Raw genomic sequence first — 25,994 nt, forward strand, 5'->3', positions numbered from 1 at the left:
TTTGCCTCCATTATCGTAACATAGAGTCTCTGTGTTTTTTTACAACTCTATATCCTTTATTAGATAAATCCTCCGCTATAAGATTTGTTATAGTAACTGACCTATGTCTTCCACCTGTACATCCAACACCAATTACTAGATGTTGTTTTCCTTCTTCTATATATTGAGGTACTAAGAAATGAATCATATCTAAAAGCTTCACATAAAATTCTTCACTAATTTTAGAATTCATGACATAATCTCTGACTTCTTTATCGTCACCAGTTTTAGATCTCAATTCTTCAATATAATATGGATTAGGAAGAAATCTTACATCGAATACTAAATCTGCGTCAGCAAGTATACCATGTTTAAATCCAAAAGATACTACAGATATAGTTAGATTAGGATTCTCTTCACCAGAAGAGTATATTTTCTTTATTTCTTCCTTAAGGTCTTTCGGTTTCATATTAGTTGTGTCAATTATGCATGTAGAAAATCCCTTTAAAGGCTCCATTATTTTTCTTTCCATTTTTATACCTTCTGGAATTTGCATGTCTTTCGCCAATGGGTGATTTCTCCTTGTCATTTTATATCTCTTTAACAATACATCATCATTACAATCTAAATACACCATTTCATATTCATAATTTTCTTTTTCCAAGTAGTTTAAACTCTCATGAAGAGCTTCAAAAAACTTTCTTCCTCTTATATCTATACCTAAAGCAACTTTATCAATACTTGAGTTTGGTTGATAACATAATTCTGCAAATTTAGTTATCAAAGCAGGAGGTAGATTATCTACACAATAAAATCCCATATCCTCTAAAGCTCTCATTGTTTCACTTTTTCCAGACCCTGAAAGACCTGTAACTATAACAAATTTCATTGCTAACTCCTCCTTTTTATCTTCAGTCTATTACACTTTTATCTTTTGTTTATTACACTATAATATTTTCTACTAATGATATATCCATATTTGAATCATATACAGCTTTCATAGCTCGTTTAAAATCACCCACTCTTTCTGGGCAATGTGCATCTGACCCTATTATAAATTTATTTCCTATTTCTTTTATTTCGTTTATTTGTTTTACATTTAAAAAAGAATGGCTACTATTTATTTCAAGCCTCGTATCTGTCTTTTTTGCTACCTTTGCTACTTCTTCTATATATACATCACCTTTATCACCAGGATGTGTAATTACAAAAATATCATTATTATTCATAGCATTTATTACAGCTTTTGTATTATACTCTTTTGCTTTTTCAGTTTTAAAAATATAATTATTACAATGATTTAATAAACTTCCAAATGATGTAGGAGTAGAACCAAAATGGTATCCAGCCATGATATAGTCAAGTTCTTTTATAAATTTGTCATCCATGTCTATATTACCTTTATCATCTAATATGTTACACTCCATACCCAAAAGTATATTTATATCACTATATTTATCATTCAAAGAATTTACGTCTTCTCTCATTTTATGAATATCTTTCGTCTTTACACCATATGCAATATGCTTATAACTATGGTCTGATATTCCTATTGTCTTTATCCCTTTAGCAATGGCCACCTTTACATTATCTTCAATAGTTCCCTTACCATGACTATATAATGTATGTGTATGATAATCAGCCAATATCTTCATTTGTTAATCCTCTCCAAGTATTTTGACTTCTTCTTCCAACATAACCCCAAACTTGGCATATACAGAACTTTTTATAACATATATTAAATCTAAAATATCTTTAGCACTTGCTTCTCCTAAATTAACCACAAATCCACAATGCTTCTCAGATACTTGAGCACCTCTCAAAGTAAGTCCTCTTAATCCAGTTTCTTCTATTAACTTACCTGCAAAATATCCTGTTGGTCTTTTAAATGTACTTCCTGCACTAGCAAAATTTAATGGTTGCTTAGTTGTTCTTCTTGTTGTTAAATCATCCATTAAACTTTTTATTTCATCATAATTTCCTTTTTGCAAATCTATTTCTGCTGATAAAGCTATATATCCATTTTTCGCTATTATACTTTTTCTATACCCAAATTCCATCTGTTCATTTGACAGTTCAAAGATATTGCCTTCCATATCTATTAATCTTACTGATTTTACTATATCTTTCATTTCACCACCATATGCTCCTGCATTCATGGCTAATGCTCCACCTAATGTTCCAGGTATACCTGAGGCAAACTCAAATCCTTTTAGTTCTTGTTTTTGTAGAGCTTTACCTAAAACAGATAATAAAGCTCCTGACTGAGCAATTATTTTAGTACCCTTTATCTCATAAGAATTAAAGTTGTCTGCAAGTTCTATTACTATGCCTCTTATTCCACCATCTTTAATTAGAATATTCGAACCATTTCCAATTATTAAATATGGCATAGATTCTTTTTTCACTAACTGAAGTACATTTTTTAGCTGTTCTTCAGTTCTAGGTCTAACCAATATATCTGCTGGACCTCCAACTCTAAATGAGATATGTTTTTTCATAGGTTCATCTATTTTTATATCATCTTTGCTTAATATATTTAATAAATTTTCATATATATCTTGATTATTCATTGTATTTCCTCCCAAATTATACTAAACTTCAGTTGTCAGTATTGTCTAAATTATATTAATGTATAGTATTAACTATATTCAATAATATATGATTTTGCTTATCATACAGATTTCATATTTTTAAGTTTTTTAATTCCAAACTATATTCAATAAATATATAATAAAGTAAAAAAAAAAAAATAACAACATATAAAAGAACATAAATAATTTAAAAAAAGCATCAATATCGCTGATATCAATGCTTTAAAAGGCTATTTAATTCGTATTATTTATCTAACTATTTTTCACATAGCAAAGATAATAAATTCCTCCAACTATTATAGAACCTCCAACTACATTTCCAAGCGTTACAAATACCAAATTAGTTATTAATTGAACCATAGTAATATCTGCTCCTAATGCCATTCCCATTGGTATAAAAAACATATTTGCAACACTATGTTGGAATCCACATAAAACAAATAACATTATTACTGTCCAACATGAAGCTAACTTAGATACTATATCTTGAGATGCTGTAGCCATCCATACAGCTAAAACTACTAAAATGTTACAAAGTATTGCTTTTAAAAACATTGAAACTATCGTTGAATTAACTTTAGCTTCTGCTACAGCTATGGCTTTTGTAGCTGCATCCCCTGTTAATGTAGAAGAATAGTATACAAGTGCCACTAAAAGTAGTGAACCTACTAGATTGGCAAAATAAACTAGTCCCCAGTTTCTTAGCATTTTTCCCAATGTTATTTTTTTGTCCATAAGCGGAATAAGCATTAAAGTATTTCCAGTGAATAACTCTGCTCCTGCTACCACTACAAGCATAAGACCTACTGGAAAGACCATAGCACTTAAAAAACTAGCTATTCCTGCGTCTATCTTACCAAAAGTCTGGCTAACTATTATACTCCCCAATCCCCCAAAACCTATAAATGCTCCTCCAAATAAACCTAATAAAATTGCATTTTGTGTTGAAATATTCGCTTTTTTAATACCTGCACTTATAGTTGCTTGTGCAGTTTCCCCAGGTGTCAAGAATCCTTTACTCATAAATCCTTCCCCCTTAAAAATTATACTTTTCCTTGTCTTTTTATGGCAATAATTATATAATAACAATATGATATATAATAAATTTTATTAATATAAAAAATTTTCTATATGCTTATATATACTTATGTCTATATAATTATATTATTTATTATATACTAACTTTGTTAATTTCGAAATAATTATATTTAAATTGAAAAATTTACCTTTTGATTATTTATTTTACTTTTTTATTATTGAGGTATTATATATAATAGATATATGTTCGAGTTATTATATATAATTACTGATTTTACTAAATACCCAAAAGGAGGAAATTTTATGTTTAATATATCATTTTTCGAAATGTCAATATATGAAATAACAGTTACTACAATATATGTAATTAATTTCATGGTTATACTAAATCTCATTTTTAGAGAAAAGAGAAATATAAACACAACTCTAACATGGCTTCTTATATTAGTATTAATACCAGCTCTTGGATTTATACTTTATATGGCTTTTGGTAGAAATATTTCAAAAAACAATATGTTTAGAGTAAAAGAAAAGGACGATAAGATAATCAAAAGCAATATACTAGATACTCAAGTTAAATTACAATCTACATCTGAAATTGATTCAGAAATACATCAACATAAGGATATGATTTATGCATTAGCTAATTCAAATAATGCTCATTATACCAATAATAATGATGTGTGGATTTACGCTGAGTCTAGTCAATTTTTTAACACTCTTCTTGAAGAACTTAAGAAAGCAAAGAAATATATAAATATACAGTTTTACATTTTCAAAGATGACAAAATTGGAACTGAAATAATTGACATTCTAGTAGATAAGGCCAAAGAAGGTGTAGAAGTAAGACTTTTATTTGACGCCGTTGGTGGTAGAACACTAAAAAATAGTACACTTTCTAGATTAAAAGAAAGTGGTGTTAAAGTTGGAAGTTTCTTTCCATCATTCTTAAAAATTGTAAACTTTAACTTAAACTACAGAAACCACCGAAAAATTGTTGTCATTGATGGAAAAGTAGGATTTGTAGGTGGATACAATGTTGGAGACGAATATCTAGGTAGAAATCCAAAATTTGGTCTATGGAGAGATACACATACTAAACTTACTGGTGATTGTGTAATTGACCTAAATATGAGATTTATCCTTGATTGGAGATATACAACTAAAGAAGATTTAGATTTAGAAAAGTACTTCGCAGAAAGTGAAACACCTTCTGATTGTCCTTCTGAAAATATTGGGATTCAAATAGTATCAAGTGGTCCAGATATATCAGAGCTCGATGAAATTAAATATGGTTACCTTAAAATGATTCAGAAAGCTAGAAAGTATATATATATACAGAGTCCTTATTTAATACTTGACTCAACATTTATAGATACTTTAAAAATAGCTTGTTTATCTGGTGTTGATGTAAGAATTATGATTCCTTCTAAACCTGACCATCCTTTTGTATACTGGGCATCATATTCATATGCTGGAGAACTTTTAAAATTTGGAGCTAAAATCTACACTTATGGTGAAAATGCATTTTTACATGCTAAGACAATAGTTATAGATGACTCTATATGTTCTATAGGAACAGCTAATATGGATATAAGAAGCTTTGAGCTTAATTTTGAAGTAAATGCCTTTATGTACTCTTCAAAAAAAGCACTAGAGCAAAGAGTTATATTTGAAAATGATATTTTAGATTCAAAAGAAATAACATTAGATGTATATAATTCTAGGTCTACTTATATAAAAATCAAGGAATCAATTTCTCGACTATTATCATCAGTTTTATAAATCTTTTATTTTATAAAAATTTTACCTTTTGGTTTATTTTTTAAAGTTTTTTATATATATTATTTTTTTTTTATTGAATTCAGTCCATTTTTTTTATTTTTTTTAACTATTCTGAATTATTTTATATTATAATAGACTAGTATAGTTTTTTTTTAATAGGTAACTTTTTTGCATTGTTTTTATGAATAAAGAAATTGTTGTATATTATTCTTTCTTTATTGTTTTGGTTTTGTTCACCAACATAATATTGGTGTCAACGCATGGTTAATTATTTTATGAAAAATAATAACTTTAAAAAGAAAAGGGGGATTTGTTATGTGCGATTTTATTTCACACAACAAGCAGTTATTTGACGAATTAGATATATTTATTGACTCTCTTGCAACAAAAGAAGGTGCTTTGATACAAGTTCTACATGAAGCTCAAGGTATATTTGGATATCTTCCAAAAGAAGTACAACTTCATGTTGCTAAAAGACTTGGAGTAGCTCCTGCAAAGGTATATGGGGTTGTTACATTCTATTCTTATTTCACTACAGAACCTGTAGGTAAGTATAAAATAAGTGTCTGTCTAGGTACTGTATGTTTTGTAAAAGGTGCTGATAAGATATTAAGTGCTTTTGAAAAACAGCTTGGTATAAAAGTTGGAGAAACTACTAGTGATTTTAAATTTTCTTTAGAAGGTTTAAGATGTTTGGGGGCATGTGGTTTAGCTCCAGTTGTTACTGTAAATGGTAAAGTTTATGGTAAAGTAAAACCAGATCAAGTAAGCGAAATATTAGATACTTATAGAGAATTAGAATTGAATTGTTAAGAGGGGTGAATAAATAATGCGTAAAGTAAATTCATTTGATGAATTAAAAGTTTTAGCTGATGAGCTAAAACCTAGTCTTAGCCTAAGAAAAAATTATTCTAAGGAAAATGTATTAAGAAGAGAATTACTTGTTTGTTGTGATACTGGATGTACATCTTCAAACAGTATGGAAATAGTTAGTGAATTAGAAAATGAAATAAAAAAATCAGGAATACAAGACAAAGTTGATGTTCGCTTAACAGGTTGTTTTGGTTTCTGTGCTCAAGGTCCTATCGTAAAAGTTTATCCTGATAACGTTTTCTATGTGAAAGTTGAACCATCTGATGCTGAAAAGATAGTTCAAAATCACTTAATTAGAAATACAGTTGTTGAGGAATTATTATATGAAGAAGAATCTTTAAATAAAAAAGTAGAAGCACAAGAAGAAATGTCTTTCTACAAAAAACAATTACGTATAGCTCTAAAGAATTGTGGGCTTATAGACCCAGATAGTTTAGAGGATTATATTGCTAATGATGGTTATTTAGCTCTAGGTAAATGTTTAACATCTCTTACTCCTCAAGAAGTTATTGCAGAAGTAAAGACTTCTGGTCTTCGTGGTAGAGGAGGAGCTGGATTCCCTACAGGTTCTAAATGGGAAGCTGCTTCAAAGAATCCTGCTGGCCCAACTGATAAAAAATTCGTTGTCTGTAATGCTGATGAAGGAGACCCTGGTGCATTCATGGATAGATCTGTACTTGAAGGAGACCCTCATAGTGTACTAGAAGCTATGGCAATATGTGGATATGCTATAGGTTCTGATACAGGATACATATATATAAGAGCTGAATATCCAAAATCTATAGAAAGACTAAAAGTAGCTATAGCTCAAGCTGAAGCACATGGCTTACTTGGTGAAAATATTTTAGGTACTGGATTTAACTTCAAATTAGAATTAAAATATGGTGCAGGAGCTTTCGTTTGTGGTGAAGGTACAGCTTTAATGCATTCAATTGAAGGTAGACGTGGTGAACCTAGAATGAAGACTTATAGTTCTTCTAAGAGTGGATTATGGAAATCTCCTACTTGCTTAAACAATGTTGAAACTTTTGCTAATATTCCAGCAATCATACTTAAGGGTGGAGACTGGTTTGCTAACTTAGGTACTGATGATTCTAGTGGTACTAAAGTTTTTGCTCTTGGTGGAAAAGTAGAAAATGTAGGTCTTGTTGAGGTTGCAATGGGTACTACTTTAAGAGATATTGTATTTGAAATTGGTGGAGGAATTCCTGAAGGTAAGAACTTCAAGGCAGTTCAAACAGGTGGACCATCTGGTGGATGTATACCAACTGAACATTTAGATATACCTATAGACTTTGGTTCATTAAGCTCTATAGGCTCAATGATGGGCTCTGGTGGTATGCTTGTTCTTGATGAATCTGACTGTATGGTAGATATAGCCAAATTCTTCCTTGAGTTTACTGTTGAAGAATCTTGTGGTAAATGTACACCTTGTCGTATAGGTACTACAAGATTATTAGAAATATTAACTAAAATTACAGAAGGTAATGGTACTCTACAAGATTTAGACGACCTAGAAAACCTTGCTGAAACTATACAAACTGCTTCATTATGTGGTCTTGGTAAAGCTGCTCCAAACCCTGTTTTAAGTACTCTTCAATATTTTAAAGATGAGTATATAGCTCATGTTGTCGATAAGAAATGTCCTGCTGGCAAATGTCAAAACTTACTTTCTTACTTCATAACAGATGCTTGTAAGGGTTGTACAAAATGTTCTAGAGTGTGTCCTGCTGGTTGTATAACAGGTTCTGTTAAAGAACAACATGCAATAGATACTTCTAAGTGTCTAAAATGTGGTGCTTGTATAGATAATTGTACATTTAATGCTATAATCAAGAAATAACTTATTTGGAGGAGGAATAACAATGAGTTTAGTTAATTTAACTATCAATGGCAAACATGTTTCAGCACCTAGTGGAACTTCTATCTTAGATGCTGCAAAACTAATAAATATAAAAATACATAACCTTTGTCATTTACATATGAATGAAATAGATAAGCTTGACACTTGCGCTTCTTGTCGTGTTTGTATGGTTGAGACAGAGAGAGGTTTAGTTCCAGCTTGTGGAACAGTTATAAAGGAAGGTATGAGAGTTCAAACTAATAGTGCTAGAGCATTAAATGCTCGTAGAACTATTGTTGAATTACTATTATCAGACCATCCACAAGATTGTTTTATATGTGAAAAAAATGGAGACTGTGAATTACAAACTATAGCTGCTGATTTAGGAGTAAGAAAGATAAGATATCAAGGTTCTAAGTCTTTTGCAGGTAAAGATACCTCTACTAAATCTTTAGTTAAAGACCATTCTAAATGTATATTATGCAGAAGATGTGAAACTGTATGTAATGATATCCAAACAGTAGGAGCATTATCTGGAGTTAATCGTGGATTTAATACTTTAGTTAGTACATTTTTCAATGCTGATATGGTTGAAACAGAGTGTACATTCTGTGGCCAATGTATATCTGTCTGTCCAACTGGAGCATTAACAGAAGTAGATAATGTGCCTAAACTATGGGATGTTTTAAATAAAAAAGAAAAAACTATAGTAGTGCAAGTTGCTCCTGCTGTAAGAGTTGCTATTGGTGAAGAGTTTGGATTAGAGCCAGGTTCAATATCTACAGGAAAAATGGTTGCTGCTTTAAAATCACTTGGGTTTGAGCATGTATTTGATACAAACTTCGGTGCAGACTTCACTATAATGGAAGAAGCTACTGAATTTATAGAAAGAATTCAAAAAGGTGAAAATCTACCTATATTAACAAGTTGTTGCCCTGCATGGGTAAACTTCTTAGAACACAATTATCCAGACCAATTAAATCTAGCATCTAGCTGTAAATCTCCTCAAGGTATGTTTGGTTCTATAGCTAAGAACTACTATGCACCTAAAATACTAGGAATTAATCCAGATGACCTTTATGTTGTATCTGTAATGCCTTGTGTAGCTAAGAAGTATGAAGCTTCAAGAGAAGAATTAAGTGAATCTGGAATATTAGATGTTGACCTTTCTATAACTACTAGAGAGCTAGCTAAGATGATAAAAGAAGCTGCTATCGATTTACCTAATCTTCAAGACCAGGATTTTGATAATCCATTAGGAAAATCTACTGGTGCTGCTTCTATATTTGGAGCAAGTGGTGGAGTTTTAGAAGCTGCTCTACGTACTTCATATGAAAAGATAACTAACAAAACTTTAGATAATGTAAACTTTACTAATGTTAGAGGGCTTAAAGGAATCAGAGAAGCAAGTATAGATGTTGATGGAACTACAGTTAATGTATGTATTGTAAATACACTTAAAAATGCTAGAAAGATGATGGATAAGGTTAGAAGTGGAGAGTGTAAGTACCATATCATAGAAGTTATGGCATGTCCTGGTGGATGTGTTGGAGGAGCTGGTCAACCTTACCATCATGGTAATACTGAAATAATTGATAGACGTGCAAATGCATTATATGAAATAGATAGAAACAAGGCTATTCGTAAGTCTCATGAAAATCCTGACTTACAAGCTATTTATAAAGACTTCTTTGGAGATCCAAATAGCGATGTAGCTCACAAATACCTTCATACTCATTACTTTGATAAGAGTTGTATTTATGAAGAATGTCCAAAAGAATGTGCTTGTGAAGAAGCTAAATAAATTTTAATAAATTAAGAAACTAAAATATTCTCAAATAAAAGGATTGTATAAAGTGCTTTTAAGTACTTTATACAATCCTTTCTAATTTAATCATAGATAACCTACTTTTCTACACTTATCTTGGTTAAAGTATTCCTGCCATTTTCATAAGCTGTTTTGCATTTGTAGTCTTACATCTTCCATCTTTTATGGTATAGTCAAAATAGATTTTATCATCAACATAGTACTCTGAAAAATGGTAGTTTACAATCTCTACATCTCCACCACTTGAAAGGTCACATAACTCAAAATCATGTGTTGTAACCATACTTATGACCCATGGCTTTGATAGTTTCTTTACTGCCTCACTTGCTCCAATAATTCTATCAGCAGAGTTAGTTCCTTTAAAAATCTCATCAACTAAAACCAACATAGGTAATTCTTTTATGCTATATTGAATCATTGATTTTATTCTGAGAATTTCAGCATAAAAAGTTGATATACCTTGACTTACATCATCTTGTATTCTCATAGATGTAAATATAGCCATACATGTTGCATCAAAACTTTTAGCACATACAGGAGCACCTGCATACGCCAATACTAGGTTTACACCAATACTTCTTAAAAAGGTCGTCTTCCCTGACATATTTGAACCTGTAATGATACAGGTTTGAGAATTTAATTTTATCGAGTTTGCTACAACACTTTTCTCTGCTATTAATGGATGATATACTTCTTCAATGTCTAACCTTGGAATACTTTCATTTTTTATTATTGGAAAGCAGATATTTTCCTTTACTTGACCAATAATAGTTAAACTTATTAAAGCTTCAAACTCTCCAATAGATTCAAGCCATCCTCTAATTTGATTTCCATATACACCTTTCCATCTTTCTAGAGATTCTGCACAGTGATAATTCCACATAAGAACACCACAAGCAACTATATACACTATTTGATTATATCTTAGGTTTACGGCATTACCTATTGAGTTCAATTGTTTAATACCTTTTGAAACACCATTACCTTTAGAAAGTTTTGCTTGTAATTCTTTTAAATATGGGCTTTCGAATGTCTCTTTCTCTAAAACTTCAAACATTTTTTCATATACTTGTATACTTCTACTAAACGAGAATAATGGAGATAAGGTCTGCATAAGCTTTGTATGTCCAAAACCTCCAAATCCTAACTGAAGTACAAAAAGTAAAAAAACAGGTAACACAGGCAAAAAACCTAATATAAAAAATATAAAAGATAATATTGTTGCAGTAGGTAAACCCCAAGTAAAAATATGCATCCACTTAGGTATATATACATTTTTATCTTCTCCATACTCTATAAATGACTCTATACTTCTATCAGAGTTGGTTTTTTGCTCTTTACCAATTATATTACTTAATGTCTGAATATGAATAGAAAAATCCTGTTTTGATAAGAGCTCTTTTACTGCTGTTTGTCTTTCTAAGATTATCTTATCATCTGGATTTTCATTCCATAAAGACTTAGCTAAAGACTGCTTTCCATAGGATGTATTAGCCACACAAATATACTGATATAGTGATGCTCTTCCAAATAGGTCTAAATCTTTTGCTTGTGAATTTTCTTCTTGTATATACTCTTTGCCATCTATTTTGAACTCTTTCCACTCATCACCAAATCTTTTAACATACTTATCTAGCACTTCACCCTTACTCTTAAAATACGATTCTTCATCTTTTATTTTATTATGAATAACTAAAAGTGAAATAAATAGAATCAATGCCACAATTCCAACAAAAATACCTATTGTATTTTTATTGTAAAATCCAATAGCAAATCCTGCTATCAATATTAAAAAAGATATTAACCTAGCTGTACTTACATTATTTGATTTTTTATTTAAGAGCAATTCTTTTTCAGTAGTACTTTCTAAAAGCTTACTAAAATAGTTTATTCCCATAAAGACTCCAACTTCCTTATCATATAATAAATTTAAATATAGTATTAAATTTAATCTAATAACTTTAAACGTTAATTTAAACTCGGTTTATATAATATATATTTTATAAATATTCTATACAATTTTATTTTATATACATTTTCTATTACTTAGTATCAATCAGTTTTGATAGTTTCTTAGTAAATTCTTGGGCTGCATCATACCCCATTCCTCTTTGTCTAAAATTCATTGCTGCTACTTCTAGTATCATAGCAGTATTTCTTCCAGGCTTGACAGGAACAACTAACTTCTCTACATTAACACCAAGTATTTCTTCATATTCTTTATCTAATCCAAGTCTATCATAGTACTTATTTTCATCCCAAGCTTCTAAATGTACTACTAAATCTATCATTTTAGAATTTTTGATAGCTCCTACACCGTATAGGCTTCTGACATCTATTATACCTATTCCTCTTATCTCTAGGAAATGTCTTATTAATTCAGGAGACTGACCCATCAACATACTTTCATCTAGTTTTCTTATTTCTACAGCATCATCTGCAACTAATCTATTACCTCTCTGAATTAATTCTAATGCTGTTTCTGACTTTCCTATACTACTCTCTCCCTTTATCAAAACACCTATACCATAAATATCAACTAAAACTCCATGAATCGTTGTATGTGGTGCTAACTTATTATCTAAATAATTTGATAATCTATTTATAAGTCTAGTTGTATTTCTGTTTGTACTTAAGAGTATTCTCTTATACTTTTTAGCCTTTTCTATTACATCTGGCTTTATTTCTAAATCTCTAGAAATTATTAAAGCTGGTATTTCATATGAAAAAAATCTATTTAGTACCTCTTCTCTAATTTCATTATCCATCAATCCAAAGAAATTATATTCTGTCTTTCCAACTATTTGTATTCTCTCATATGCAAAGTAATCAAAATACCCTGCAAATTGTAAACCTGGTCTATTTATATCTTGAGAGTAGACATAATAATCTACATCATCAGGCATGTATACTACTTTAAGTTTTAAATCTTTTATTATTTCTCTTATTGATACTTTATTGCTAGTTTCCATTAATTTTCTTCCTTCCTAAAAAAATTATAAACATTCTCTGCAATGCTTTTATTCATTCCTTCCACTTCTAAAAGTTCTTCAAAGGTAGCTTCTTTTATAGCTTCTACATCTTTAAAATGACTCAGTAGTGCTTTTTTCCTTTTTTCACCTATCCCTTGTATATCATCTAAGATAGATTTTGTCAAAGCTTTATTTCTTAGACTTCTATGATATGTTATTGCATAATTATGAACTTCTTCTTGTATACTAGCAATAAATCTATATAAACTAGTTGTTTTATCCAACTCGATTTCTTTTTCTTTACATATTAACCCTTTAGTTCTATGCTTATCGTCTTTGTACATTCCCCAAAGTGGTATGTCTACATCATTAAGTTCTAATACTTTTTTTACAGCACTAACCTGTCCCTTTCCTCCATCCAACAATATAAGGTCAGGTAAATTTCCATGTTTCAATCTTCTATCTACAATTTCAGCCATAGAATCATAATCATTGGGTCCAATAACCGTTTTTATTTTATATCTTCTATACTCTTTTTTATCTTTTTTAGCATTTGTATAGACTACCATAGAACCAATTGAATCTACTCCTTGTATATTTGATATATCAAAAGACTCTATTCTTATCGGCAATTTTTCTAAGTTTAACAATCGTTTTAATTCTTCTAATGCTCCAATACTTTTTTCATATTTTCTTTTGTTCATATCAGAAAATTTTTCAAGGTACTCTACTGCATTTTTTCTAACCATTTCAACTAGACTTTTTTTCTCTCCTTTTTGTGGTACTCTTATTGTTACTTTTTGTCCTTTTTTAGACGATAGCCATTCTTCTAATATACAACTGTCTTCTATCTCATCTTCTATAATTAGTTCTTTAGGTATATACTCTTGTTCATTGTAAAATTGTTTTACAAATGAACTTAATATAGAAGCTCTTGGACTATCCATTACCCCTTCTAGGATAAAGTGTTCTCTCCCAACAATCTTACCATTTCTAATAAAAAATACTTGTACACAGGCTTCATTATGAGCTCTTGCCATGGCAACTACATCCTGATTTAAATCGGTTACAGTAGCATCTATTTTTTGTTTTTGTATCATTTCTTCAAGACCCTTTATTTTATCTCTATATATAGCTGCTTCTTCAAATCTAAAATTCATAGAACTCTCATTCATCTTTTCTTTTAAGAGCTCCATCAACTTTTCTTCTTTCCCAGATAGACACATTATAATTTCTTCTATCATCTTTCCATATTCTTCTTTAGATACTTTTCCTGTACAAGGCCCCAAGCATTTATTTATGTGTAAGTTTAAACAAGGTCTTGTTTTATTTTTTATTGCTTTTTCTATATCTATTTTACAACTTCTTATTGGATAGGTACTATTTATAAGGTCTAAAGTATCATTTACCGCAGTTATATTGGTATATGGTCCAAAATACTTTGCTTTATCTTTAAGCACTCTTCTAACCTTTAAAATTCTTGGATAATCTTCATTTGTAGTTACTTTAATATATGGGTAAGTTTTATCATCCCTAAGTAGCACATTATACTTTGGTCTATATCTTTTTATTAAATTACATTCAAGTATTAATGCTTCCAACTCTGAATCCGTTATAATATATTCAAATTTATATATATTCTTAACCATAGATTTGACTTTAGATGTATGGTTTTTTGAAGATTGAAAATACTGCCTTACTCTATTTTTTAGAGATATAGCTTTTCCCACATATATTATGTGGTCGTATTTATCCTTCATTAAATATACGCCAGGCTCAGAAGGTAATTTTTTTAAGTGGTCTTGTATATCAAACATCTCGCCCTCCAAAACATTAAATTTTATATTAAAATTATACCCTAAAATATGAAAATTAAAAAGTTATTCAATTTCCAGCATTGTACACAAGTTAAAGTCCATATCATCTTCTATAATTGATTTAAAAGCAATCTCAAATACGAAGAACAATATGGACTTTATGTTTGGTAATTATCTACAATTTATTTTTATATATTTACAGTTAAAATTTTACACAGTTTGTACAACCTAAGAGAAATATTTCTTTAAAAATTGACCTGTATAAGAACCTTCAACTTTAGATACTTCTTCTGGTGTTCCAGTTGCAACTATAGTTCCACCTTTATCTCCACCCTCTGGCCCTAAGTCTATTACATAATCACAAGTCTTTATAACATCTAGATTATGTTCTATGACTATAATTGTATTTCCTGTATCTGCTAATCTTTGTAATACGTGAATTAACTTATCTACATCTGCCATATGAAGTCCTGTAGTAGGTTCATCTAATATATATAAAGTCTTTCCTGTTGGTCTTTTACTAAGTTCTGATGCTAATTTTATACGTTGTGCTTCTCCTCCAGACAATTGAGTTGAAGGCTGTCCCAATTTAATATATGAAAGACCTACATCCATTAATGTATCTAGTTTTCTTTTTATGTTTGGTATATTTTCAAAAAACTCAACAGCTTCTTCTACATTCATATCTAGTATATCAGATATAGTTTTATCTTTGTATTTTACTTGTAATGTTTCCCTATTGTATCTTTCACCCTTACAAACTTCACAAGGAACATATACATCTGGTAAAAAGTGCATCTCTATTTTTATTATTCCATCACCTTTACAAGCTTCACATCTACCACCTTTTACATTAAAACTAAATCTTCCTTTTTTATAGCCTCTTGCTTTCGCTTCATTAGTAGCTGCAAAGATATCCCTTATAAAGTCAAATACCCCTGTATAAGTGGCTGGATTTGAACGAGGTGTTCTTCCAATTGGACTTTGGTCAATATTTATAACCTTATCTATATTTTCAATTCCTTTTATTTCTTTGTGCTTACCAGCTCTTTGTTTAAGTCTATTTACTTTACTTGCAACACCTTTATAAAGTATGTCATTTATTAGTGTACTTTTCCCAGAACCTGAAACACCTGTTATGCATGTAAACTTACCTAATGGCAATTTTACATCAATATTTTTTAGGTTATTTTCTGATGCTTTGACTACTTCTATAAAACTTCCATTTCCTTCTCTAGTAGTCTCAGGAACTAATATTTGTTTTTTTCCACTTAAATACTGACCTGTTATTGAGTTTTCATTTTCTATTATTTCATCTAAAGTCCCTTGTGCAACTATCTCACCACCATGTATACCTGCACCAGGACCAATATCTATGACATAATCAGCTTCTCTCATTGTATCTTCATCATGTTCTACGACAATTAAAGTATTTCCTAAATCTGTTAGATGTCTAAGAGTGCCTATGAGTCTGTCATTATCTCTTTGATGAAGACCTATACTTGGCTCATCAAGCACATATAACACTCCAACTAATGCTGAACCTATTTGAGTTGCTAACCTTATACGTTGTGCTTCTCCTCCTGAAAGTGTTCCAGCTTTTCTTGATAAATTCAAATAATCAAGACCAACATCTCTTAAAAACTTAGCTCTTCCCTTTATCTCTTTTATAATCTCATGAGCTATAAATCTTTGCTTTTCTGTAAGAGTTATATTTTCCATAAAATCTATCAATTCATTAACAGATAAGTTTGTTACTTCCATTATATTTTTTCCATCAACTAAAACAGATAAAACCTCTTTTTTAAGTCTCAATCCCTTACATTTTGGACAAGGTCTTTCTGCCATATACTCTTCAATTTTATCTCTCATATACTCTGAGTTAGTTTCTTTGTATCTTCTCTCTAAGTTTACTACTACACCTTCAAAATATGATTTATAATTTCTAGTTCCTCCAAATTTTGATTCATAAACAAACTCTACCATTATATTATCCTTACCATAAAGTAACTCTTGAACAAAATCTTCTGGTAAATCTTTAAATGGAGTTGTCAAAGATACATTAAAATGCTGTGCTAAACTTTTTATCATTTTGCTATAATAAGTATCGTCGTTGACACCTGTTGAACCCCATGCAGCCACTGCACCTTGTTTTATTGATAAATCTTTATTTGGTACAACTAGTTCTGGGTCAACTTCTTTACTTTCTCCAAGACCATTACAAACATCACAAGCACCAAAAGGAGCATTAAATGAAAACATTCTTGGAGATAATTCTTCTATCCCAATTCCATGTTCTGGACATGCAAATTTAGTTGAGAAAAGAATCTCTTCTCCATCTATTATCTGAGCTATTACAAGACCATCAGATAGTTTAACCGCAGTTTCAATTGAATCTGCAAGTCTAGATTCTATTCCATCTTTAACTACTATTCTATCTACTACTACTTCTATACTGTGTTTTTGGTTTTTAGTTAAAACAATATCATCACTTACTTCATAGTTTTCGCCATCAACTCTAACTCTTACAAATCCTTCTTTTTTAATATTATCTAAGACCTTTTTATGTGTACCTTTTTGACCTCTAACAATTGGTGAAAGTATTTGCAGCTTCGTTCTATCTGGAAAATATAGCATTTTATCAACTATTTCTTGAATAGTCATTTGACTTATTTTTTCACCACAAGTAGGACAATACACATCACCTACTCTTGCAAATAATAATCTCAAATAATCATATATTTCTGTTACTGTTCCAACTGTAGAACGTGGATTCTTTGAAGTAGTCTTCTGGTCTATTGAAATAGCTGGTGATAAACCTTCAATATACTCTACATTTGGCTTTTCCATTTGCCCTAAAAACTGTCTAGCATAAGCAGACAAACTCTCTACATATCTTCTTTGGCCTTCTGCATATATCGTATCAAACGCCAAAGATGACTTTCCAGAACCAGACAATCCTGTAAAAACTATAAACTTATCTCTTGGTAAATCTAAATCTACATTTTTTAAATTATGCTCTTTTGCTCCTCTTATTATAATTTTATCTTCCATAACCTTGTTTTTACCTTTCTATTTTTCCAATTTTTCTTCCAACTGTTTTACCTTATCTCTTAATTCGGCCGCTCTCTCAAATTGTAAGTTTTGAGCAGCTTCCATCATCTCTGATTTTAATTTTTCTATATTATCTTTTATCTCTTCTTTATCATCTGTATCAGTTATTCCATATACAACTTCTTCCTCTGCTACCTTAGTTGCCTCTATACTATCTCTTACACTTTTTTGTATAGTCTTAGGAGTTATGTTGTGTTCTTCATTATATAAATTCTGTATAGCTCTTCTTCTTTTTGTCTCATCAATAGCATTTTGCATTGAATCAGTTATCCTATCAGCATACATAATAACTCTTCCATTTTCATTTCTAGCTGCACGTCCAATAGTTTGTATTAACGCTGTTTCGGAACGTAAGAAACCTTCTTTATCTGCATCTAAAATCGCTATAAGTGAAACCTCTGGTATATCTAGACCTTCTCTAAGTAAATTTATTCCTACAAGTACATCAAATTTTCCTAGTCTTAAGTCTCTTATTATCTCTGTTCTTTCTAATGTAACTATATCTGAATGTAGATATTTAACTTTTATTCCTATTTCTTTAAGGTAATTAGTTAAGTCTTCACTCATTTTTTTAGTCAAAGTGGTTATAAGCACTCTTTCATTTTTTTCTATTATTTTAGTTATTTCTCCTACCAAATTGTCTATCTGATTATTTATAGGTCTTACTTCTATAATTGGATCTAAAAGACCTGTTGGTCTTATTATTTGTTCTGCTATAGTTTCGGAATGTTGAATTTCATAAGGACCTGGTGTAGCACTTACAAACAACATTTGATTTATATTTCCTTCAAATTCTTGAAAATTTAGTGGTCTGTTATCAAGTGCAGAAGGTAATCTGAATCCATTTTCTATAAGAGAAGTTTTTCTTGACCTATCTCCTGCATACATTCCTCTTACCTGTGGAATAGTAACATGTGCTTCATCCACAATTATCAAATAATCATCTGGAAAGAAATCCATTAGTGTATATGGTCTTTCTCCTTCTTCTCTTCCAGTAATATGTCTTGAATAGTTTTCTATTCCCTGACAAAATCCTATTTCCTTTAACATTTCTATATCATACTTTGTTCTTTGCTCAATTCTTTGAGCTTCTAAAAGTCTATCATTTTCTTTAAAATTCTCGATTTGTTGTTGAAGTTCATCTTCAATTTGAACAATTGCGTTTTCAATTCTTTCTGGTGTTGTTACATAGTGAGATGCGGGGAAGATAACAACATGATTTCTTGTCCCAACAATCTTTCCTGTTACATAATCAATTTCTGTTATTCTATCTATCTCATCACCAAAAAACTCTATTCTTATTGCTTTTTCATCATTACTAGCTGGAAATATTTCTAATATATCCCCTCTAACCCTAAAAGTCCCTCTTGTAAAATTTATATCATTTCTTTCATATTGTATCTCTATTAACTTTTTTATTACATCATCTCTATCTCTTTGCATACCAGGTCTTATAGATAACATAAGTTCTTTATAATCTTTTGGGTCACCCAAACCATATATACAAGATACTGAAGATATTATTATTGTATCTCTTCTCTCTAAAATAGATGCTGTAGCAGAATGTCGAAGTTTGTCTATTTCGTCATTTATACTTGCATCTTTTTCTATATAAGTGTCACTGTGAGCTACATATGCCTCTGGTTGATAGTAATCATAGTAACTTACAAAATATTCAACTGCATTGTCTGGGAAAAATTCTTTAAACTCACTATAAAGTTGTGCTGCTAGTGTTTTATTATGAGCCATTATTAGGGTAGGTTTTTTAACTTGTTGTATTATATTTGCCATTGTGAATGTTTTTCCTGAACCCGTTACACCTAACAATGTCGAAAATTTTTCATTTCTATTTATAGAATCCACTATTGATTTAATAGCTTCTGGTTGGTCACCTGTTGGTTTGAAGTCTGACTTTAGTTTAAAATCCATAGTATCACTCCTTCTTTTCGAACATTAGTTCCTAACATGTATTATTATATCATACCTTTCTAGAATTGTTTCAGTTATTTTAAATATTTTACCCATTTAAATTTTACTTAAATCTAAAATATAAAAAAAGACTTCTATCTTTATAATAGAAGTCTATAAGTAATGGAAAATAAATACTTTATCAAGTTTATATAATGAAGTCAAATGCTTCTTTTTCAACTCCGTCTAGTTTCAAATTGAATAGTTTTAATATAGTTGCTGCATGAGCTCTTAAGTCGCCTTCTTCCTCTACTACACCTGTTTTTATTTTAGGTCCAAAAGCTATAAATGGAGGTCTATTACCCTTAGTAGGTAAATGACCATGTGTAGCCACAGCAAACTTGTAATCTTTTATATCGGAATCCTTTATAATATTTCCTTCTAAATCATTTCCAAATGAAATTCCTTCAATTCCTTCAATTACCAGTTCAAAATCGCCTTCAAGTCCAAGATTGGATGCTTCTTCTCTGGTAAATATATTCTCTATAAATAATTCTTCTTTAAACTCTTCAAGCAATGCTCTTAACTCTTCTAGTCTATTTGAGTTATTTACTATTATCTGTGCTGATATGCCTGATGAATTTACATAGGCATCAAAATTCTTAACCTCATCATTTTCTACTGTTATAAATCCATGTGATTTAAGTAAAACATTTGGATTTACGACTTTATCAACTCTAAGATGGCCATGGTCTCCAAGTATTATAAAATTGGTATCTTCATATGTACCCGCATCCTTTGTAGCCTGAATTATATCTCCTAACCATTTATCATTCATTTTCAGGGCTTCATTTACTTCTTCATTAAACAAACCATGATTATGTCGTGTATGGTCCAAAGTTGCTAGATGTATTAACATCAAATCTGGATTATATTCTTTTATTACATCTACCGCACAATTTACTCCAAATAAATCCATATTAGGCTCTAATTTCCAATCAATATAATGGCAATGTCTATCATAAATACTATCCATTATAACCTTACTTGAACTTTTTTCAAAGGTTTCTCTTGGGTCATCTTCTCTATTAGGAGCCCATATCTCTGCAATGTTATAATCTATATTTAGATTTGCACCCATTACAGGCCATAAGATACTAGAAGTGGTCAAATTATTTTCCTTTGCTACATCTATAATTGTCTTTACTTTTATATCTTTTGAATACCAATACCAATCTTTATTTTCTTTATTTGGGTCAAATTTTTCATTATGATATATTCCATGTTTTTTAGGATATACCCCTGTGACCATACTTGTATGACAAGGATATGTTAAAGTTGGATATACACAATTTATATTTTTCACCATAGAACAATTTTCTAAGATAGATTTAAAATTTGGTAGATTCTTTACAAATTCTAAATCTTTTTCAAATAAAGAATCTACTGATAATACTATAACTTTTGTCATTTACATTACCTCTTCATTCATATATTATTGAATACTTTCAATCAAGCTATAATCTATATATGTTACAAATAATATTTTATCAACATTTTATACATCTCTATAATTATTTATTAGTCTTGTCTATTACTGCTTGCATTGCAGAAGTTCCTTTATTTACTGCATCTTTTGGCGCCACATTTAAATCAGTAAGACCTTTTTTAATCTCATCCATTAACTTGTCAGTTGCTTCTTTATATCCATTTAGCATTGGAAGGGCAACAGCATATTGTAATTGGTCAGTTGCAACTTTATATTGTGGCTTTTCTTTATACAATGTTTGTAATTTTTCTGATTTAGTTGCATCTTCAGTTGTTGGTAGATATCCTGTTGATGAACTAAATTGAACTATTTTATCTGTTTGAGTCATCCATTCTATAAATTCTGCACTTGTATCTTTCTCTTTATCTGTTCCACCTTCAAGCATAACTAAGTTTGCTCCACCTGTAGGAGTTGCATATTTTTGATTTTTTGGTAAAAATGCTGTTGATATTTCAAACTTACCATCTGTTTGTTGCATAAGACCTGCTAAATCTGCTGTCGATGTAAATATCATACCAACTTTACCATTTACAAAATCTTGCTTTGCTACATCCCAAGCATTATAATCTTCACCAGGTGGCATTTTCATTACTCCAGATTTCATCATATCTTGCCAGAATTTAACTGGTGCTTGACCTGCTTCATTATTAAATGCTACTTTTTTTCCATCAGTTATTTCTCCTCCACTTTGCATTACCATCGCTTCATAGAACCAAATATCTATTGGAGTTTCAAATCCATAAGTATCTTCTGATTTATTTGTCATTTTACTAGCATATGTTTTAAGTTCTTCCCATGACTTTGGCCCTGAAGGGTCAAGACCTGCTTTAACTGCCATGTCTTTATTTATGTATAATATCGGTGTGCTTCTATTAAATGGCATCCCAACAAATTTATTTTCATAATATGAATTTGTTAGAAGACCAGAAAAGAATCTTTCTTGGTATGCCTTATCAAAGTATTTACTCATATCTACTAAAGCTCCTGCTGATGCAAATGTACCTGTTTGAGTTATTTCTAATAATGTTACATCTGGTTGGTCTTTAGAAGTTAATGCAGCTTGTAATTTTGTTGCATTTTCATAGTAATCTTTTTGTTTTAGCATATTCACTTGTATATCTTTATGCTCACTATTAAACTGGTCAACCATTTTTTGTGCAGTTTCACCATTAGTTCCACCCAAAGGTGCCCAGAAATCTATCTTTGTAATATTGCTATCTGTCTTTTCTCCTTTAGATGTATTTGAGTCATTAGAATTTGAACACCCAACTAAAGAACCTACTAATAATGTTATTGCTAATCCTGTTGCTAATTTTCTTTTAAGCTTCATTTCCATCCTCCAAATTTAGTTTTTGACTTTTTATTTTATTCCTGAATACATAAAAGCTTCTTTTACTTTTTTATTTGCAAATATATAAACAAGAATTATTGGTAAAATTAAAATTATATTTCCTGCCATTATTACATTCCATGCAGTAATTCCTTCTGAAGATTTAAGAAGAGCTACTCCGATTGGTAAAGTTCTTATTGCATCTGTATTTGTCATTACTAAAGGCCAGAAATAGTTATTCCAGTGATATATAAAATTAAATAATATAAATGTTATTACTGCTGGTTTTGCCATAGGAACCATTATTTTAAACATTATTTTTAAGTCCGAAGTATTGTCTAATTTAGCTGCTTCAATAATCTCATCTGATATCTGCATAAAATTTTGTCTAAGCAAAAATATACCAAATGAAGATGTCATAAATGGAATTATAAGTGGCACATATGTATTTATAAATCCAAATTTACTCATCATCATATATACAGGTAAAAAAGTTACTTGTGGAGGAATCATAAGTCCTATGAGTAATAGTCCAAACAATACCTTTTCACCTCTAAATTTAATCTTAGAAAATGCATAAGCTGCAGGAACCATCACTAAAAACTGTATGATTAAAATACTACCTGTCACAAAGATACTATTTAATAAATATCTAAAAAATGGCCCTGAATTCCATGCTGTAGTATAATTTCCTAGTACTATATCATTTGGTATTATTGTAGGTGGTAGTTGCATCATTTCTTGTGGGTTTTTAAAAGATGTCGACAACATCCATATAAAAGGGAATATAAATATTGCAGATAAAAGTACTAGAATTAATACTTCTATTGATTTTGATACTATTTTCTTTATATCAGCTTTATCTTTTTTAATAGGTCTTATAATATCCATTTTGTCCTCCTTTTTAATACGCCTCATAATATATATTTTTCTTTATTGATAATGAACTTTTTTTGATAATAGTCTGAAATTAGCATATGTAGCAATCATAACTATAGCTAATAAAAACATACTTGCTGCACTTGCTTGCCCTATATCGTAATATATAAATCCAGACTCATATATATAATAAGATAACATGTTGGTTGAACCTAATGGACCACCTTGTGTCATTATGCTTATTTCATCAAATACTTGAAATGATGCTGTTGTTGTTGTTATCATGAGAAAAAATATTGTTGGCGATAATAGTGGTAATGTTACCTTAAAGAAATTAGTTACCTTGTTTGCATTGTCTAGCTTAGATGCCTCATATATATAATTTGGTATCGATTTAAGACCTGATAAAACTATTAAAATATTATATCCCAGAGTTTTCCATATGCCTATTAAAATCAATGACATCAATGCTGAACTTTCACTTGAAAGCCATTTTGATGTTGGTAAGTGTAATACTGACAGTACCCAGTTTAAAAAACCATACTGAGGTTCCATAATCCAAAGCCATAATACGGCCACAGATACAAGTGAAATTACATGTGGTGTAAAGATTATACTTTGTGTTAAATTGTGTATTATAGAGTTTTTGTTTAACCAAGTAGCAAGTACTATAGCTAGTGATATAGATATAATTACCATAAAAAAAGTATAAATTGCTGTATTTGTTATAGTTTGTATAAACTCTGGATTTTTTAAAAGCTCTGTGTAATTGTTTAATCCTACATTTTCGAAAGTTGAACTAAGAAGACTTCCTGATTTGAAACTCAGCGATATTGTCTTAATTATTGGATATACTATAAACAGTAAAGTTCCTATAATTGCAGGTGTTATGTACAAATATGCTTTATTAAATTGCTTTTTCATAAATATCTCCTTTGATTTTAGAATACATATTCTTACATTCTTTTATATCATCTATTCTTTGCCCATCTTTATCAAAATAATATAAATCCTTTTCTAATACATTTACTTTCAAAGTTTTCCCTATATCAAATATATCGTTTTCTGTTTTAACCCTTACTTCACTGTCAAGAACAGATAAACAGTATATAGTTTCGTTTCCTAATACTTCTTTAGTTATAACCTTTCCAAGCAAATTAAAAGCATCATCATTTTTTATATCTATATTTATACTTTCTAATACAGCTTTTTCAGGCCTAAATCCAAGTTTGATATTATCCTTCATATTTAATATGTTCATACAAGGATTTCCGATAAATTGTGCCACAAACAAATTTTTAGGGTCTTGATATATTTTTTTTGGAGAACCTATTTGCATTATCTCTCCTTTGTTCATTATAACTATTTTATCCGCCATTGACATTGCTTCGACTTGGTCATGAGTTACATAAACAAATGTAGATTTTAATTTTTGATGTAACTGTATTAATTCTGTCCTCATTTGATTTCTCAGTTTTGCATCTAAATTTGACAATGGTTCATCCATTAAAAATACCTTTGGATTTTTAACCATTGCTCTAGCTAATGCTACTCTCTGTCTTTGTCCTCCAGACAAATTTCCTGGCTTTACATTTAAATATTCTTGTAATCCAACTATATCAATAACCTCTGTTATAAGTTCTTCTCTTTTTTCTTTTGGAACTTTTTTATTCTTTAGACCAAATTCTATATTTTCTCTAACAGTCATATGCGGATATAATGCATAATTCTGAAATACCATAGCTATATCTCTCTTACTTGCATCAGTTCTTGTTACATCATTTTCTTCAATTTTCAAATTGCCTGAAGTTATATCTTCAAGCCCAGCAATCATTCTTAGTGTAGTAGATTTTCCACAACCACTTGGGCCTACCAATACCGTAAAAGAACCATCTTCTATAGTAAGGTTCAAGTTTTCTATAACAGTGTTCTTTTTATCATAAGATTTTGTGACATTTTCTAGTCTTATATCTGCCATTTTTTATCCTCCTCAAAATACTTTGTTTAGTTATACGATTTACTTATAAATTAATAATACTCTTTATTTGTAAAGGATATATTAAGTCAAAGTGAACATATAGTAAATTTATTAAAATAAATGTTAAATCACATATATTTTCTGTTAAATTATACTAAACTTAAATAAATATACTGACTATAAGATAGAATGAAAATAAATAAAATAACGGATATAGCAAATTAGACACAATAAAAAAGACCTCTATGGGGGATAGAGGCCTTTAAGTGGGGGAGATTGAGTAATTTATTTTTGCTATTAAGTTTTACAATTATATTATGTCCCAAATTTGCCATGTCTAAACACAAAAAATAAAATTTTTTTATTTTTTATAAATTTACACAAAAAAAGATTACGTGGCTACGTCCTACTCTCCCAGGCAGTTTCCCACCAAGTACCATCAGCGCTAGAGAGCTTAACTTCTGTGTTCGGAATGGGAACAGGTGTATCCTCTCTGCTATTGTAACC

18 protein-coding genes and 1 rRNA gene are annotated in these 25,994 nt (G+C 30.1%); 4 read left to right on the forward strand and 15 right to left on the reverse strand.

The features are described 5' to 3' along the window. Window positions 1-10 precede the first annotated feature (10 nt). From rapZ to KGF45_RS10560, 4 genes are all read right to left on the reverse strand, one after another. Complete coding sequence (gene rapZ / locus KGF45_RS10545; protein WP_227830031.1) at window positions 11-868, reverse strand: RNase adapter RapZ; 858 nt, start codon at window positions 866-868, stop codon at window positions 11-13. Between the two features lie 52 nt (window positions 869-920). Continuing rightward, window positions 921-1,634 (reverse strand): PHP domain-containing protein, encoded by a 714-nt coding sequence (locus KGF45_RS10550; RefSeq protein WP_227830032.1) that lies wholly within the window; start codon window positions 1,632-1,634, stop codon window positions 921-923. 3 nt (window positions 1,635-1,637) lie between these two features. Next, window positions 1,638-2,552 carry a UDP-N-acetylmuramate dehydrogenase gene (murB, locus tag KGF45_RS10555; protein WP_227830033.1) on the reverse strand — a complete coding sequence of 305 codons (915 nt, stop codon included), beginning with the start codon at window positions 2,550-2,552 and terminating at the stop codon, window positions 1,638-1,640. A gap of 273 nt (window positions 2,553-2,825) precedes the next feature. Then, on the reverse strand, window positions 2,826-3,596 hold the full coding sequence (locus KGF45_RS10560; protein ID WP_227830034.1) for a formate/nitrite transporter family protein: 771 nt from the start codon (window positions 3,594-3,596) through the stop codon (window positions 2,826-2,828). A 318-nt stretch (window positions 3,597-3,914) separates the two neighbouring features. Here KGF45_RS10560 and cls point away from each other — a divergent pair, with 318 nt between their 5' ends. The 4 genes from cls (at window position 3,915) to KGF45_RS10580 (ending at window position 9,916) form a co-directional block, all read left to right on the forward strand. Next, a complete protein-coding gene (gene cls / locus KGF45_RS10565; RefSeq protein ID WP_227830035.1) occupies window positions 3,915-5,396 on the forward strand; it encodes a cardiolipin synthase in 1,482 nt (493 codons plus the stop codon). A gap of 315 nt (window positions 5,397-5,711) precedes the next feature. Further along, entirely contained in the window at window positions 5,712-6,209 is a 498-nt protein-coding gene (locus tag KGF45_RS10570; protein ID WP_227435580.1) for a complex I 24 kDa subunit family protein, read from the forward strand. Between the two features lie 16 nt (window positions 6,210-6,225). Then, the gene (locus KGF45_RS10575) at window positions 6,226-8,112 is read left to right on the forward strand and encodes an NADH-quinone oxidoreductase subunit NuoF (protein WP_227830036.1); all 1,887 of its coding nucleotides are present in this window, start codon (window positions 6,226-6,228) and stop codon (window positions 8,110-8,112) included. A gap of 22 nt (window positions 8,113-8,134) precedes the next feature. Then, entirely contained in the window at window positions 8,135-9,916 is a 1,782-nt protein-coding gene (locus tag KGF45_RS10580; RefSeq protein WP_227842530.1) for an NADH-dependent [FeFe] hydrogenase, group A6, read from the forward strand. A 124-nt stretch (window positions 9,917-10,040) separates the two neighbouring features. Here the strand turns inward: KGF45_RS10580 and KGF45_RS10585 are convergent, their stop codons facing one another. The 11 genes from KGF45_RS10585 to rrf all read right to left on the reverse strand — a co-directional run. Continuing rightward, window positions 10,041-11,837, reverse strand: a complete 1,797-nt coding sequence (locus tag KGF45_RS10585; protein WP_227842531.1) for a MutS-related protein — start codon at window positions 11,835-11,837, stop codon at window positions 10,041-10,043. Between the two features lie 145 nt (window positions 11,838-11,982). Beyond that, the gene (gene hprK / locus KGF45_RS10590) at window positions 11,983-12,912 is read right to left on the reverse strand and encodes an HPr(Ser) kinase/phosphatase (RefSeq protein WP_227435572.1); all 930 of its coding nucleotides are present in this window, start codon (window positions 12,910-12,912) and stop codon (window positions 11,983-11,985) included. After that, window positions 12,912-14,729, reverse strand: a complete 1,818-nt coding sequence (gene uvrC, locus KGF45_RS10595; RefSeq protein ID WP_227830039.1) for an excinuclease ABC subunit UvrC — start codon at window positions 14,727-14,729, stop codon at window positions 12,912-12,914. Before uvrC ends, hprK begins: the two co-directional genes overlap by 1 nt. A 228-nt stretch (window positions 14,730-14,957) precedes the next feature. Beyond that, window positions 14,958-17,783 carry an excinuclease ABC subunit UvrA gene (gene uvrA, locus KGF45_RS10600; protein WP_227842532.1) on the reverse strand — a complete coding sequence of 942 codons (2,826 nt, stop codon included), beginning with the start codon at window positions 17,781-17,783 and terminating at the stop codon, window positions 14,958-14,960. An 18-nt stretch (window positions 17,784-17,801) separates the two neighbouring features. After that, on the reverse strand, window positions 17,802-19,772 hold the full coding sequence (gene uvrB / locus KGF45_RS10605; RefSeq protein WP_227830041.1) for an excinuclease ABC subunit UvrB: 1,971 nt from the start codon (window positions 19,770-19,772) through the stop codon (window positions 17,802-17,804). A 187-nt stretch (window positions 19,773-19,959) separates the two neighbouring features. Next, window positions 19,960-21,222, reverse strand: coding sequence for an ectonucleotide pyrophosphatase/phosphodiesterase (locus KGF45_RS10610; protein WP_227842533.1), 1,263 nt, complete (start codon window positions 21,220-21,222; stop codon window positions 19,960-19,962). Between the two features lie 103 nt (window positions 21,223-21,325). After that, the gene (locus tag KGF45_RS10615) at window positions 21,326-22,630 is read right to left on the reverse strand and encodes an extracellular solute-binding protein (RefSeq protein WP_227842534.1); all 1,305 of its coding nucleotides are present in this window, start codon (window positions 22,628-22,630) and stop codon (window positions 21,326-21,328) included. A gap of 30 nt (window positions 22,631-22,660) precedes the next feature. Continuing rightward, a complete protein-coding gene (locus KGF45_RS10620; RefSeq protein WP_227840595.1) occupies window positions 22,661-23,521 on the reverse strand; it encodes a carbohydrate ABC transporter permease in 861 nt (286 codons plus the stop codon). 42 nt (window positions 23,522-23,563) lie between these two features. Continuing rightward, window positions 23,564-24,433 (reverse strand): carbohydrate ABC transporter permease, encoded by an 870-nt coding sequence (locus KGF45_RS10625; RefSeq protein ID WP_227840596.1) that lies wholly within the window; start codon window positions 24,431-24,433, stop codon window positions 23,564-23,566. Beyond that, window positions 24,417-25,487: an ATP-binding cassette domain-containing protein gene (locus KGF45_RS10630; RefSeq protein ID WP_227842535.1), complete on the reverse strand. Its 1,071-nt coding sequence runs from the start codon at window positions 25,485-25,487 to the stop codon at window positions 24,417-24,419. The genes KGF45_RS10625 and KGF45_RS10630 overlap by 17 nt, the downstream gene beginning before the upstream one ends. Window positions 25,488-25,880: 393 nt before the next feature. Continuing rightward, window positions 25,881-25,994: ribosomal RNA gene (gene rrf, locus KGF45_RS10635) — 5S ribosomal RNA — on the reverse strand; the annotation flags it as partial.

This window comes from Clostridioides sp. ZZV14-6154 (genome assembly GCF_020657785.1).
Taxonomy (GTDB): domain Bacteria; phylum Bacillota; class Clostridia; order Peptostreptococcales; family Peptostreptococcaceae; genus Clostridioides.